The 13,440-nt window shown below is 70.2% G+C and carries 13 protein-coding genes; 6 read left to right on the top strand and 7 right to left on the bottom strand.

Features of this window, described 5'->3' with window-relative positions:
* Positions 1–152: 152 nt before the first annotated feature.
* The 4 genes from OG202_RS14440 (at position 153) to OG202_RS14425 (ending at position 4,754) form a co-directional block, all read left to right on the top strand.
* Positions 153–1,202 (top strand): endonuclease/exonuclease/phosphatase family protein, encoded by a 1,050-nt coding sequence (locus tag OG202_RS14440; protein ID WP_328222835.1) that lies wholly within the window; start codon positions 153–155, stop codon positions 1,200–1,202.
* Between the two features lie 137 nt (positions 1,203–1,339).
* Positions 1,340–2,575 carry an MFS transporter gene (locus OG202_RS14435; protein WP_328222834.1) on the top strand — a complete coding sequence of 412 codons (1,236 nt, stop codon included), beginning with the start codon at positions 1,340–1,342 and terminating at the stop codon, positions 2,573–2,575.
* 347 nt (positions 2,576–2,922) lie between these two features.
* Positions 2,923–3,411 (top strand): MarR family winged helix-turn-helix transcriptional regulator, encoded by a 489-nt coding sequence (locus tag OG202_RS14430; protein ID WP_327730080.1) that lies wholly within the window; start codon positions 2,923–2,925, stop codon positions 3,409–3,411.
* A complete protein-coding gene (locus tag OG202_RS14425; protein ID WP_328222833.1) occupies positions 3,408–4,754 on the top strand; it encodes an MFS transporter in 1,347 nt (448 codons plus the stop codon). The genes OG202_RS14430 and OG202_RS14425 overlap by 4 nt, the downstream gene beginning before the upstream one ends.
* A gap of 131 nt (positions 4,755–4,885) precedes the next feature.
* On the opposite strand, the gene OG202_RS14420 is transcribed toward OG202_RS14425, so the two are convergent.
* The 3 genes from OG202_RS14420 to OG202_RS14410 form a co-directional block, all read right to left on the bottom strand.
* Entirely contained in the window at positions 4,886–6,640 is a 1,755-nt protein-coding gene (locus OG202_RS14420; RefSeq protein WP_326583278.1) for an NAD+ synthase, read from the bottom strand.
* A 186-nt stretch (positions 6,641–6,826) separates the two neighbouring features.
* Positions 6,827–7,447, bottom strand: a complete 621-nt coding sequence (locus OG202_RS14415) for a DUF305 domain-containing protein (RefSeq protein WP_326583279.1) — start codon at positions 7,445–7,447, stop codon at positions 6,827–6,829.
* Positions 7,448–7,475: 28 nt separating this feature from the next.
* Entirely contained in the window at positions 7,476–8,141 is a 666-nt protein-coding gene (locus OG202_RS14410; protein WP_328222832.1) for a DUF3105 domain-containing protein, read from the bottom strand.
* Positions 8,142–8,600: 459 nt separating this feature from the next.
* Between OG202_RS14410 and OG202_RS14405 the strand changes: the two genes are divergently transcribed.
* Both OG202_RS14405 and OG202_RS14400 read left to right on the top strand, forming a co-directional pair.
* A complete protein-coding gene (locus tag OG202_RS14405) occupies positions 8,601–9,962 on the top strand; it encodes a glutamine synthetase family protein (RefSeq protein WP_326583281.1) in 1,362 nt (453 codons plus the stop codon).
* A gap of 297 nt (positions 9,963–10,259) precedes the next feature.
* Positions 10,260–10,835, top strand: coding sequence for a hypothetical protein (locus tag OG202_RS14400; protein ID WP_327730083.1), 576 nt, complete (start codon positions 10,260–10,262; stop codon positions 10,833–10,835).
* A 132-nt stretch (positions 10,836–10,967) separates the two neighbouring features.
* On the opposite strand, the gene OG202_RS14395 is transcribed toward OG202_RS14400, so the two are convergent.
* From OG202_RS14395 to OG202_RS14380, 4 genes are all read right to left on the bottom strand, one after another.
* Positions 10,968–11,531: a DUF4291 domain-containing protein gene (locus OG202_RS14395; protein ID WP_328222831.1), complete on the bottom strand. Its 564-nt coding sequence runs from the start codon at positions 11,529–11,531 to the stop codon at positions 10,968–10,970.
* Between the two features lie 157 nt (positions 11,532–11,688).
* Positions 11,689–12,132: a VOC family protein gene (locus OG202_RS14390; RefSeq protein WP_326583284.1), complete on the bottom strand. Its 444-nt coding sequence runs from the start codon at positions 12,130–12,132 to the stop codon at positions 11,689–11,691.
* 64 nt (positions 12,133–12,196) lie between these two features.
* Entirely contained in the window at positions 12,197–12,712 is a 516-nt protein-coding gene (locus OG202_RS14385) for a pyridoxamine 5'-phosphate oxidase family protein (protein ID WP_327730085.1), read from the bottom strand.
* A gap of 129 nt (positions 12,713–12,841) precedes the next feature.
* Positions 12,842–13,273, bottom strand: a complete 432-nt coding sequence (locus OG202_RS14380) for a hypothetical protein (RefSeq protein WP_327730086.1) — start codon at positions 13,271–13,273, stop codon at positions 12,842–12,844.
* Positions 13,274–13,440 lie beyond the last annotated feature (167 nt).

Genomic DNA, 13,440 nt, shown 5'->3' with positions numbered 1-13,440 from the left:
GTCGGGACCTGTCCGCCGGTTCGGAACTCCGAACAGCGGGTTGTTCGTCCTCGTGCCCGTACGGCCGCCATGTGGCGGCAGGATCGACGGCGATCATCCCCTAGGGTCTTTAGGCGCGGGGGACGAAGCGCACGGCAGGTTGTGAGGACGGTATGGCGCAGGCGTACATGACGGAGACGGGCGGCGGCGGCATGGGTCAGGGCCGCGAACAATCCCGGCTTCGGCGCCTGCTGAGCCGTCTCTTCGGCGGCTGGAGAGGGGACCGGCGGATCTGGCGGCGCGGCATCGTCCTCGCCGTCCTCGCGGTCCTCGTCGCCCTGTTGATGGTGCTGCACGCCCAAGTCCCGAACGCCGTCGGCAACCTCGGCAGCCTGACCGAGACGTTCCTGCCCTGGCTGGGCGTCGCCATCCCGCTGCTGCTCGTCCTCGCGCTGGTCCGCAGGTCGGCGACCGCGCTCATCGCGCTGCTGGTGCCCACGGTCGTCTGGCTGAACCTCTTCGGCGGACTGGTCACCAGCAAGACCGGCGGCGGCGGTGACTTCACCGTCGTCACCCACAACGTGAACGCGGACAACGCCGACCCGTCCGGCACGGCCGGCGAGGTCGCCGCGTCCGGCGCGGACGTGGTGGCGCTGGAGGAACTGACCGAGAGCGCGATGCCGGTGTACGAGAAGGCCCTGGCCGCGACGTACCCGTACCACGAGGTCGTCGGCACCGTCGGGCTGTGGAGCAAGTACCGGATGAGCGACACCAAGCCCGTCGACATCAAGCTCGGCTGGGAGCGCGCGATGCGCTCGACGGTGGCCTCGCCGGACGGGCCGGTCGCCGTGTACGTCGCCCATCTGCCCTCGGTGCGGGTGAAGCTGGAGGCCGGGTTCACCGCCCGCCAGCGCGACAAGAGCGCCAACGCCCTCGGCGAGGCCATCGCCGACGAGCCGATCGAGCAGGTCGCCCTCCTCGGCGACCTCAACGGCACGATGAACGACCGCGCCCTGAACGCCGTCACCGCCCAGATGCGCTCCACCCAGGGCGCCGCGGGCAGCGGCTTCGGCTTCAGCTGGCCCGCGACGTTCCCGTTGGCACGGATCGACCAGATCATGGTCCGGGGCATGGAGCCGACGGCCTCGTGGACCCTGCCGGAGACGGGCAGCGACCATCTTCCGGTGGCGGCGCGGGTGACGATCGACACGTCCGGGGGCTGACGGAGCTGGTGGGACGGTCGGGGGCGCGGAGGGAATAGGGCCCGGGTTCGAGTTTGTTCCGTCAGTGAACATACGATGGAACCGAATCGGATTCCCCTCCCCCTGCCCTCCTGCAGTCTTTGAAAGGTCTCTCCGCCATGCCCTTGGCCCTGCTCGCTCTCGCCGTAGGCGCCTTCGGAATCGGCACGACCGAGTTCGTCATCATGGGCCTCCTCCCCGAGGTCGCCGACGACCTCGGCATCTCGATCCCCGCCGCCGGTCACCTGGTCTCCGCGTACGCGCTGGGCGTCGTCATCGGCGCCCCGCTGCTCGCCGCGGTCACCTCCCGCCTGCCCCGCCGCAAGGTTCTGATCGGGCTGATGGCCCTCTTCGTCGCCGGCAACGCGCTGTCCGCCCTCGCCCCCGACGAGCACTGGCTGCTCGCCGCCCGCTTCCTCAGCGGTCTGCCGCACGGCGCCTTCTTCGGTGTCGGCGCGGTTGTCGCGACCGGCCTCGTGGCGCCGGAGCGCAAGGCCCGCTCGGTCTCGCTGATGTTCCTGGGGCTGACGATCGCCAACGTCGCCGGTGTGCCCGTCGCGACCCTCGTGGGCCAGCACTTCGGCTGGAGGATCACCTTCCTCGGCGTGAGCGCGATCGGACTGGCGGCGATCGCCTCCCTGGCGCTGCTGCTGCCGCACGACCGCGCGGCCGCGCCGACGGCCGGTCTGCGCGGCGAACTGGGCGCCCTGCGCTCACTGCCCGTCTGGCTCGCCCTCGGCACGACCGTCGCCGGCTTCGGCGCGCTCTTCTCCGCCTACAGCTACATCACGCCGATGCTCACGCACTCCGCCGGGTTCGCCGGGACCAGCGTCACCCTGCTGCTCGCGCTGTTCGGCGTGGGCGCGACCATCGGAAACCTGGCCGGCGGCCGCCTCGCCGACCACTCCCTGCGGGGCACCCTCTTCGGCGGCCTGGCATCCCTGATCGTGGTGCTCGCGCTCTTCCCGGTCCTCATGTCCGCCCAGTGGAGCGCGGCCCTGGCCGTCCTCCTCCTCGGCACCGCCGCCTTCGCCACCGGCTCCCCCCTCCAGTTGATGGTCATGGAGAAGGCCGCCACCGCCCCCTCCCTCGCCTCCTCCGCCAACCAGGCCGCCTTCAACCTCGCCAACGCCGGCGGCGCCTGGATCGGCGGCCTCGCCCTGGCAGCCGGCCTCGGCGCCACCGCCCCGGCGGTCGTCGGCGCGGGCCTCGCGGTCGTCGGCCTGGCGGTCGCGGGCGTGGCCTACACGGTCGACACCCGCCGCGCCACCACCGCTCCGCCGCGGACCGGCCAGAGCCGTGGGCGTGTGGTGGCGTCGCATGTACCGGGGGAGTCGGAGACGGTACGGGTCTGAGGCGAGCGACGCCCTTCAGTGCAGCTCCGACACCATGGCGTCGTAACAGCGGGGAGTCCGGGAACGGCAGTACCTCGCCGAACCACTCGTAGCCCCAGGACTCGTGCAGCGCCCGCACCCTCGGGTGGTCCCGCTCGACGGGGAGAGTCACTCGTTCCTCGCGTCGCGGCAGGGTCCGGCCGGCGGAGCCCGCCGTCTGTAGCGATTCGTGGTCCCGGTTATGGGAACAAGTGCTCGCACTCCCACGATTGCCCACCCACTGCGGCGAACGCCGAGGGCCGTTATGCACGGCTGGCTGGAACGGCGTCGGCCGTAGCCATTTGTCACAGCGCTGTTATATTAGCGCTGTGACATTCTCTGACCCCACGGCGGTGCCCGATCCCTGGCAATCGCTGCACGAACTGCTGGCCACCATGGACGCCGAGATCGAGCAGGTCTACGTCGAACGCGGCATCGAAGGGGTGCGGCCGAGATTCGCCTATCCGCTGATCCGGCTCGCCCATACCGGGCCACTGACCATCCGTGAGCTCGCGGAGTCCCTGGGCCGCTCGCACTCCGCGATCAGCCAGACCGTCACCGCCATGCGCAAGGAGGGCCTGGTCACCTCCGAGCCGGGGCCCGACGCCCGCACCCGGCGGATCGAACTGACCGAGCGCGGCCGGTCGCTGGTGCCGTTTCTCGAGGCCGAGTGGCGCGCCACCCACGCGACGGTCGCCGAACTGGACGCGGAGATTCCGTACGCCCTGACCACCGTCGTCGACGAGGTGCGGCGGGCCCTGGAGCACCGGTCGATGACGCAGCGCATCCTCCACCATCTCGTCGAGCCGCCGCGATGAGGTTACGGGTCCGGCTTCTCGACACCCGCCCGCTGCGCGGCAGCCTTCCGTTCCGCAATCTGTGGATCGGCACGTCGGCCGCCCAACTCGGAGGCCAGATGGCAGCCGTGGCGGTGCTGGCTCAGGTCTGGGACCTGACCGGCAGTCCCGTGGGCACCGGAGCCATCGGGTTCGCCACTGGCTTGCCGATCGTGCTGTTCGGGTTACTGGGCGGCACGTTGGCTGACGCCGTGGATCGCCGTGCAGTGGTGTGGGCCACCACCGTGGGTCAACTGCTGGCCGCCGTAGGACTGTGTGCCCAGGCTCTGGCCGACAACCGGAATGTACTGCTGCTACTCGGCCTAGTCGCCGTAGGGGCCGCCTGCAACGCGCTCGGCGCCCCCGCCCGCCGAACCTTCCCGGTCCGGCTGCTCCCGGCCGACCAGGTTGCGGCCGGTCTCGCGCTGACCAACGTCTCATTCCAGATGGCGATGCTGGCCGGGCCCGCGTTGGCCGGGCTGATCATCGCCCGCTGGGACTTCTCCGCCGCCTACGCCGCACAGGCCGTGGCCGTCGCGGTCTCGCTGCTCGGGGTGCTCCGACTCCCGGCCATGACACCTGAGCGCACCGACGCGAAGAGTGCCGGGCGCTGGCCGGAGCGCGGAGGCTGGCGAATCGTCCTGCGCCGCCCGACGCTGTGGGGCTCGATGGCCACCGACCTGGCCGCGACGCTGCTCGCGATGCCCATCGCACTCTTCCCGCTGGTCAACGAGATTCGCTTCGGCGGTGACCCGCAGACCCTCGGCCTGTTCCTCTCGGCCGTCGCGGTCGGAGGGCTCACGGCAGGCCTGCTCTCCGGCACGGTCACCCGCCTGCGCCGCAGCGGCCTTGTCCAGCTGGCCGCGGCCGGCGTCTGGGGCCTGGCGCTGGCCGGCTTCGGCCTGGCCGGGTCGCTGTGGTCGGCACTCGGCTGCCTGGCCGTGGCCGGCGCCGCCGACACCGTGTCCGTGATCACCCGCAGTGCCCTGGTCCAGTTCGAGACCCCGGATGCCTACAGGGGACGGGTCTCCTCCGTGGACCACGTCATCGGCGTAGCGGGCCCCGAAATCGGCAACTTTCGCGGCGGCCTCCTGGCGTCGGCTACCTCGGCCCCCTTCGCCCTGGTCGCCGGGGGCCTCACCGCCACTCTGGTCATCGCCGCCGTGGCTGCGACCAACACCCCTCTCCGCGCCTACCGAACTCCGTCCCCCACACCGCTCACCGCGCCCGAGCCGCCAGCCGTCGAGCAGGCGGCGTCCGAGGCGCCCGTCCCCGGGTCAACCCCGCCCGGCGCTGTCGAGGTTGCGTCGGGCGCTGGGCACTGAGACTTCGCGCATGTGCTCGGCCAGCCCTGCGCGTTCGTCCGGGCAGCCAGGCACGTTTCGCCGGCAGCCCTGCGCGCGGCAAGGTCGGCTCGGCGGGACGGCACCCCACCGAGCCGTGACCCGCGCTGCCGCTACGCCTGCTCCCGCCACCGATTCGTGATCGGCAGTCGGCGGTCCTTGCCGAAGCCCTTCGGCGAGATCTTCGTCCCCGGCGGGTACTGGCGCCGCTTGTACTCCGCGGTGTCGACCATCCGCAGGGTCCTGCTCACCAGCTCCCGGTCGAACCCGGCGGCGACGATCGCGTCGGCACCCTGGTCGCGGTCGACGTAGAGCTCCAGGATCGCGTCCAGGACCGGGTAGTCCGGGAGGGAGTCGGTGTCGACCTGGCCGGGGCGGAGTTCCGCGCTCGGCGGCTTGGAGATCGAGTTCTCCGGGATCGGCGGGGTCTGGCCCCGCTCCTCCGCCGCCCGGTTGCGCCACTCGGCGAGCCGGAAGATCGACGTCTTGTACACGTCCTTGATGGGGCCGTACGCGCCCACCGAGTCGCCGTACAGCGTCGAATACCCCACCGCCAGCTCCGACTTGTTGCCGGGCGCCAGCACGATGTGGCCCTCCTGGTTGGAGATCGCCATCAGCAGCGTGCCGCGCAGACGTGACTGGAGGTTCTCCTCGGCCAGGCCCGTCAGCTCCGTCGACGCCATGTACGCGTCGAACATCGGCGCGATCGAGATCGTGCGGAAGTTGAGGCCCGTCCGGCGTGCCAGCTCCGCCGCGTCGCCCTTGGAGTGGTCCGACGAGTACTTCGACGGCATGGACACGCCGTACACGTTCTGCGCGCCCAGCGCGTCGCACGCGATGGCCGCGACGAGCGCCGAGTCGATACCGCCGGAGAGGCCGATCAGGACGGACTGGAAGCCGTTCTTCGCCGCGTACGCCCGCAGGCCGACGACCAGCGCCGAGTAGACCTCCTCGTCGTCGTCGAGGCGCTCCGCGTACCCGCCGGTCAGCTCGGGCTCGTACGCGGGCAGTGGCTCCTCGGAGATCACGAGCCGGTCGACGCGCAGCCCGTCGTCGACGACACCGGTCACGGGGGCGGCGGCCGCCGTCGGGAGGTCGAGGTCGAGGACCACGCACCCCTCCGCGAACTGCGGCGCCCGCGCGACCACTTCGCCGTGCTTGTCGACGACGATCGAGTCGCCGTCGAAGACCAGCTCGTCCTGCCCGCCGATCATCGCCAGATACGCGGTCGTGCAGCCGGCCTCCTGGGCGCGCTTGCGGACCAGTTCCAGGCGGGTGTCGTCCTTGTCGCGCTCGTACGGCGAGGCGTTGATGGAGAGCAGCAGCCCCGCCCCGGCGGACCGGGCCGCCGGGACGCGGCCGCCGTCCTGCCAGAGGTCCTCGCAGATGGCGAGGGCGATGTCGACGCCGTGCAGCCGCACGACCGGCATGGTGTCGCCGGGCACGAAGTAGCGGAACTCGTCGAACACGCCGTAGTTGGGGAGGTGGTGCTTGGCGTAGGTGAGCGCCACCTCGCCCCGGTACAGCACCGCGCCCGCGTTCCGCGGGGCCCCCGCCGGCTGGCCGTACTTCGGCGCGGCGGACTCGGTGCGGTCGAGGTAGCCGAGGATCACCGGCAGCTCCCCGAAGCCCTCGTCGGCGAGCCGCGCGGCGAGCGCCTTCAGCGCGGAGCGGGAGGCCTCCACGAAGGACTGGCGCAGCGCCAGGTCCTCGACGGGGTACCCGGTCAGCACCATCTCCGGGAACGCCACCAGATGCGCTCCCTGCTCGGCGGAGTGCCGGGTCCAGCGGACCACCGCCTCGGCGTTCCCGGCGAGATCGCCGACCGTCGAGTCGATCTGATTCAAAGCGAGACGAAGTTGAGGCACGGGGCCAGTGTAATCGTCAGAGCGACGCAATGGGGTGTGGGGCGCCCCACGTTTGGAGCGAGGGGCATGGCTGGGCCGAGAGGCCCACCGGCGAACGCGGGAAGCCCCAAGGCCGCATGCGCGAGGGAATCGCGGCACACGCCCCTGGGCGGGCCTCAGAGGTGACGGATCACGCCGGGAGGTGGACTACCGCGGCGCGGCCCCACGTTCCTTGAGCATCCCCGTCATCAACGAGATCTCGGACTCCTGGGCGTTGACCATGCCCTGGGCGAGCTTCTTCTCCACGCCGACCGTGCACTGGGAGACACAGCCCTCCGCCATGTGGACGCCGCCCTTGTGATGGTCGGTCATCAACTGGAGGAAGAAGATCTCGGCCTGCTTGCCGTTGAGCTTGCCGAGCTTCTCCATCTCGGCATTGGTGGCCATGCCCGGCATCAGCGAACCGTCCTCGCCGGAGGCCATGTCGCCCATGCCCATCCAAGCCATCGGCTCCTGCGACGACACCTTCGGCAGGCCCCACAGATCGAGCCAGCCGATCATCATGCCGCGCTGGTTGGCCTGCGTCTGCGCGATGTCGTACGCGAGCCGCCGGACCTCCTCGTCGTCCGTCCGGTCGCGCACGATGTACGACATCTCGACGGCCTGCTGGTGATGGACGGCCATGTCCCGGGCGAACCCCGCGTCGGCGGAGTCGGCGGCGGGGGCCTTCAGTCCGGGCTCGTCGCCGTCGGCGACCGCGTACGTGATCGCCCCGGCCGCGACGAGTACCACCGCGGCCCCGGAGGCGATCCAACCGATGTGCTTCATACGTCCCACTGTGCCAGTGCCGCCGTCGTCAGGAGACGCCGTTGGTGCACGCTGCACCCGGCTCGGGCGTCTGCTCGCCCTGGACGTACGTCTCCAAGAACTTGCCGACGTTCGGGTCGGTCGCGCTCGTCACCGTGCGCTGGTGGCCCCACGCGCTGAGCATGATCGGGTCCTTCTGGTCGTCGACCGGGCTCATCAGCGTGTACGGGGTCTTCTTGACCTTCTCCGCGAGGGCCTTTACGTCGGCGTCGGAGGCCTTGCTGTTGTACGTCACCCACACCGCGCCGTGCTCCAGCGAGTGCACGGCGTTCTCGTTCTTGATCGCGTTGTCGTAGACGTCGCCGTTGCAGTTCTGCCAGACCGGGTTGTGGTCGCCGCCCACCGGCGGCTCCATCGGGTACGTCACGGACTTGGTGACGTGGTTCTGGGTGAGCTTGGTGCTCCAGGTCTTGACCCCGTCCGACCCGGTCTTCCACTTGCCCGTGGACTTGGAGTCGCTCGCGGTGCTGCTGCTGTCGCTGTCGTCGGACTGCGAGCGGATCAGGACCGTCCCGCCCACGACGAGGCCGGCGACTATCAGCACGCTGGCGCCGATCGTGAGGATCCGGGTCCGGCGCTCGCGGGAGCGCTCGGCACGGCGCATCGCCTCGATGCGCGCCTTGCGGTCCCCGCTGCTGTTGGTCTTGGCGGCCATGGGATGTGTCCTTAGTGGGGGATGGGTCGGATGGGACGGTCGGATCAGCTGATCGTAAGTTGATCCGCTCCCTCTCGTAAACGAGGGATCCCGCCTCCCATGCTGCCCCCCGGCCACGGGCGCCGCCCCGGTTTCGGGGCCGGTGTGACGGACCCCGACGGACGCCGACGGCCGTCGGACCACGCGGAGTGACGGAAGTCGGTCGACTCCGGCGTTACGGATGTCGGCGCGAGCAGGCAAGATGGGCGGCAGAGCGGTTGAGCGGCGGAGCGAGCGGTCCACCTGCGGAGCGGGTGGTCCATCTGCCGTATGCCGGGCGTTCGACTGGAGGTCGGTTTGCCGATCAAGGTGCGCAACGCGCATGAAATGGTGTTGTGGTGGGATGCTCAGGTGCCCGACCGCCTCCCGCAGCCCGGGAGCAAGGCGGCCTGACCAGCAAGGAATGGGTGGAAGCGGAAGATGGACAAGCAGCAGGAGTTCGTGCTCCGTACGTTGGAGGAGCGCGACATCCGTTTCGTACGCCTGTGGTTCACGGACGTGCTGGGCTTCCTGAAGTCCGTCGCCGTGGCCCCCGCCGAGCTGGAACAGGCGTTTGACGAGGGCATCGGCTTCGACGGCTCGGCCATCGAGGGCTTCGCCCGGGTGTACGAATCCGACATGATCGCCAAGCCGGACCCGTCGACCTTCCAGGTCCTGCCCTGGCGCGCCGAGGCCCCCGGCACCGCCCGGATGTTCTGCGACATCCTCATGCCGGACGGCTCCCCGTCCTTCGCGGACCCGCGCTACGTCCTCAAGCGTGCCCTGGCCAAGACCTCCGACCTGGGCTTCACCTTCTACACCCACCCCGAGATCGAGTTCTTCCTCCTGAAGGACAAGCCGACGGACGGCTCCCGCCCGACCCCGGCGGACAACTCCGGCTACTTCGACCACACCCCCCAGAACGTCGGCATGGACTTCCGCCGCCAGGCGATCACCATGCTGGAGTCCATGGGCATCTCGGTCGAGTTCTCCCACCACGAGGGCGCCCCGGGCCAGCAGGAGATCGACCTCCGCTACGCCGACGCGCTCTCCACGGCGGACAACATCATGACGTTCCGCCTGGTCATGAAGCAGGTGGCGCTGGAGCAGGGCGTCCAGGCGACGTTCATGCCGAAGCCGTTCAGCGAGCACCCCGGCTCGGGCATGCACACGCACCTCTCCCTCTTCGAGGGCGACCGGAACGCGTTCTACGAGTCGGGCGCGGAGTACCAGCTCTCGAAGGTCGGCCGTTCCTTCATCGCGGGCCTGCTGAAGCACGCCGCGGAGATCGCCGCCGTGACCAACCAGTGGGTCAACTCCTACAAGCGCATCTGGGGCGGCTCCGAGCGCACCGCCGGCGCCGGCGGCGAGGCCCCCTCGTACATCTGCTGGGGCCACAACAACCGCTCCGCCCTGGTCCGCGTCCCCATGTACAAGCCCGGCAAGACGGGCTCGGCACGGGTCGAGGTCCGCTCCCTGGACTCCGGCGCGAACCCCTACCTGGCCTACGCGATGCTCCTGGCCGCCGGCCTCAAGGGCATCGAGGAGGGCTACGAACTCCCGCCGGGCGCCGAGGACGACGTCTGGGCCCTCTCTGACGCGGAACGCCGCGCGATGGGCATCGAGCCCCTCCCGCAGAACCTCGGCGAGGCCCTGACCCTCATGGAGCGCAGCGACCTCGTCGCCGAAACCCTCGGCGAGCACGTCTTCGACTTCTTCCTGCGCAACAAGCGCCAGGAGTGGGAGGAGTACCGCTCCGAGGTGACCGCCTTCGAGCTGCGGAAGAACCTGCCGGTGCTGTAGGGGCAGGTCAGAGCGCTGTGCCGCCAGAACGACACGTGGGGCCGACGGCTGTGAGCCGTCGGCCCCACGGCGTGTCACGGGCTCTGGGCCGTCTGTGGGTCCGCCGTCCGCCGGTCCGTCCGCTCCCTGTTCACCGGGCGTGACGCGCTGGATCATTGGTCCCGAGTGAGGGCGGAGCTTGGGGGATGAGTGGACGTGTCACCGTGGGATCAGCGAAGAGTCTCCACGAGTCGCGGCACCTTTCTTCTGCCACGGCTGCTTCTGGGCGTCGTATGCGTCGACCTTGTCTGGGAGACGGTGAAGTCCAATCTGGACAAGGGTGTGCGCGCCGAGTGGCCGTGGCGCTTCACCCTGCTCGAATCCTCGACCTGTGCGGCCGTCGTCGCCCTGCTCGTCGGCGTCATGGTGACGCGCACCCAGCTGTCCCTCACCATGCATCCCGTGCTCAGTTGGGCAGCCGGAAAAGGGGGGAGCGACGCGCTCACGGAATCGCAGCGAACCGTCCGGGTCGTCAATGGGGGTGGTGGCCGCTCTGTGGTGCGGAGCGTGCTCTACCGCATCGAGGTCAACCAAGTGCAGCCGAGCGCGAGGAACGTCCCCGCCGACTGGATTTCCTGGCATGAGGCCGTCGACGTCCTGAACGGAATCGGCCTCACCTGGAACCAGGACTATTTCCTTCAGCACATCGGCTCGGGTGCGTCCTTACCCATGGCCACTGATGCGCGAAACGGCATGGAAGTGCTGGCCTTGGGGCCCGACGCCGCGGGACGCCTGTCCAGGCTCGACGTTCGTATACAGGTCGTCGACGTCCTGGGGGACGTCTATGAGCGCGATCTGCAATGCGTACGACCGGCGCCCGCAGCCGGGCGATGAGAGATGGGGAGCCCCACCTGGGGCTCCCCTTCCGTTTGCCGGCGGTTCGCGGGGCCGCCCCGGGCGTCGACCGCGCTATCCGTTCCTCCGTTCCTGGACGACTGCGGGTGTCACCGGTCCCGGGCGGGTGGCTCATCGCGCAGTGCGTAGGCAGTCCAGTGCCGGGGGCAATGGGTAGACGCGCTCGGCGGGGAACAGGCGCTGGGCCCTGTCGGTCCGGCCGGTCCGCATCAGTTCCGCGGCCTTGCGGACGTGGGGGGTGAGGTCGGTGAGGCCGACGGTCCAGTCGTCGGTGAAGGTCCGGATCAGGTGGCGGCCGATGCCGACCTGGATGCTGTAGTGGTTCAGCGCGGCCCCACGCGCCGAGCGCTCCGGGTCCCACTGGACGTGGACGGCGGCCCGGGCCACGGCCGCCGGGTCCGCCGTCGTCAGCACGGCCTGCGACAGCGCCTCCTCCCAGCCCTCCCGAGTGATCCGCACCGCCAGCACCCGCTCCTGGCCGGGCTTGCGGGCCCAGTTGCTGCGGTGCATCAACCACAGGAACGACGGCTTGATCCACGTCATCCGACGGAACGAGAACGGCTCGACGAAGCGGCCGGCCCGCAGCGCCGCGTCGGCGATGGCAGGCGGGTACGCCTGATAGACCACGATCGTGCGAGCGTCGTAGTCGGCACGGATCTCGTACTGGGGCGCCATGCACGGCACCCTGCCAGCCGCTGCGCGGGGGCCGCGAGCCGATTATCTCGCCGACGGCCCCAGACCGGCCCGCTCCTACCCGTAGTCCGGACGGACTACGGGTACTGCGGACTACGGGTACTACGTGCTGCTGCTTGCCACTGCTGCCTGCTACCGCCTACCGCTGCTTCGCCAGGTCCGCCAGGACCTGGTGCAGCGGCTCCGCGACCCTGCGCCGGTACTCCTGGATCGCCCAGCCGTTGCCGTCCGGGTCCTTGAAGTACATGAAGGTGGCGCCGTCGTCGGGGGCGTACTGGACGGGTTCGGAGACGTCGAGGCCGCGTTCGAGGAGTTCGGCGTGGGCGGCCTTGATGTCGGCGACGCAGAGCTGGAGGCCCTGGTACGAGCCGGGGGCCGGCTTGGGGCCCTGGGCCATGTCCCAGATGGCGTCACCCAGGGCGACCGAACAGCCGGAGCCCGGGGGAGTCAGCTGGACGATCCGCATGCCCGGCATGACCTCCTGGTCGATGTCGACATGGAAACCGACCTTGTCCCGGTAGAAGTCCCGGGCCCGGTCGATGTCGCTCACGGGCAGCGGAATCACTTCGAGCGTGTACTGCATCCCTGGTCCTCCAGGTCGCCGTTGACGGGAGTGCCTGTGCACCACGTCGTATCGCTTGTCCGGATCAGCCGAACCGCCACCGCGTCTGGCTGAACGGCTCCCCCTTACCGAAGCCGAAAACCGTGCCTGGCGCCACCGAGAACACGAAAGCCCGCCCCGCACCGTGCTGAAAACACCCGTCCCGCACCTCGAAGTGCCAGAAACTGCCGTACTTCGCCTCCCACGCGGCGGCCAGTTCCCGTAGCCGACCGTCATCCGACACGCGTACGGCCTCTCCCTCCACCACCAGGTCGTAGCCCCTGTCCCAGGTGTTCGTGCCGGTCGTCAGCACGACCTGCGGGTTCGCCGCGAGGTTCTTCGCCTTCCGCTCATCAGGTCCCGTACAGAAGTGCAGCGCCCCCTCCGACCACACCGCGGGCAACGGCGTCACATGCGGCCGCCCGTCCGGCCGCACCGTCGAGATCCAGAACAGCTCGGCGTCGGACAGCCGCGCCTCGGCCTCCGGCCAGGGGATCGCGTCGGCGGCCGGATCGCTGTAGCGGGGGTCGAGCCGGGTCTGCGGGGAACTGGTGTTCGCCATGGGGTGTCACTTCCTGTCAGCGGTTATCGGTACCTGTTGTGCGTCACGTCTCACCTGTCGTCACAGGGCAGACTCCGCAGGGCCCGGAAACTCATCCCACCGTTCCTCGGTGAGCTCCGCACGCCGAGGTCATCCGGTCTTCGCGCCGCCGAGAAGCCGATCCAGCACGGCCACGCCCACAGGCAGCGCCACGACATAGCCGACGACGAGACCGATGCCCGGGTCGGCCGCTGCGGGCAGGGCCCGGTTCGTCGCCGCGGCCACGAGCGGGGTCACCGCTGGCGGCGCCAGGAGGGCGGAGACGACGGCGCGCCGCCGCGGTGGGCGCCCCGCGCGATACAGCTCGGCCGCGGGCCCCGACGCGGTGATGCCCGTCATGAGCGCGACGAGACCGGGATCGGGCAGCCACCCGAACGGCCATCCCACCAGGGCGACGAGCCCGGAGAAAGCGAGCCCTACGAGTTCCAGCTGAACGGTGGTCACCACCGGCTCCGCCGACACCGCCTCCGCCCAGGTGCGGCGCCGTATCGGGTCGGTCCCGTTGTCCTCCTCGTCGGCCACCTCGGCAGAGTAGTCGTGGACACGGCAAGTGCGGTCCCGTCGGACGGCGGCACTGGTACGCCCACCACCGGCCCCGGCACGGAACCCGCCCCGGCTGACCGGCGCTTCTCCCAGGCACTCCGGCTAGGCTCATGCCCGTACGACCTTGATCGCCCGTGCGGCCTTGA

This window comes from Streptomyces sp. NBC_00310 (assembly GCF_036208085.1).
Taxonomy (GTDB): domain Bacteria; phylum Actinomycetota; class Actinomycetes; order Streptomycetales; family Streptomycetaceae; genus Streptomyces.
The sequence above is the reverse complement of the archived record's forward strand: the minus strand, read 5'-3'. Positions and strand labels throughout refer to the sequence as shown.

Bases quoted from the DNA above. Each gene is read 5' to 3' on its own strand.
- OG202_RS14415 (WP_326583279.1), bottom strand. From the start codon at position 7,447: ATGAAGCACATCGGTTGGATCGCCTCCGGGGCCGCGGTGGTACTCGTC.
- OG202_RS14395 (WP_328222831.1), bottom strand. From the start codon at position 11,531: ATGGCGCCCCAGTACGAGATCCGTGCCGACTACGACGCTCGCACGATC.
- OG202_RS14425 (WP_328222833.1), top strand. From the start codon at position 3,408: ATGAGGTTACGGGTCCGGCTTCTCGACACCCGCCCGCTGCGCGGCAGC.
- OG202_RS14405 (WP_326583281.1), top strand. From the start codon at position 8,601: ATGGACAAGCAGCAGGAGTTCGTGCTCCGTACGTTGGAGGAGCGCGAC.
- OG202_RS14410 (WP_328222832.1), bottom strand. From the start codon at position 8,141: ATGGCCGCCAAGACCAACAGCAGCGGGGACCGCAAGGCGCGCATCGAG.
- OG202_RS14440 (WP_328222835.1), top strand. From the start codon at position 153: ATGGCGCAGGCGTACATGACGGAGACGGGCGGCGGCGGCATGGGTCAG.
- OG202_RS14435 (WP_328222834.1), top strand. From the start codon at position 1,340: ATGCCCTTGGCCCTGCTCGCTCTCGCCGTAGGCGCCTTCGGAATCGGC.
- OG202_RS14385 (WP_327730085.1), bottom strand. From the start codon at position 12,712: ATGGCGAACACCAGTTCCCCGCAGACCCGGCTCGACCCCCGCTACAGC.
- OG202_RS14390 (WP_326583284.1), bottom strand. From the start codon at position 12,132: ATGCAGTACACGCTCGAAGTGATTCCGCTGCCCGTGAGCGACATCGAC.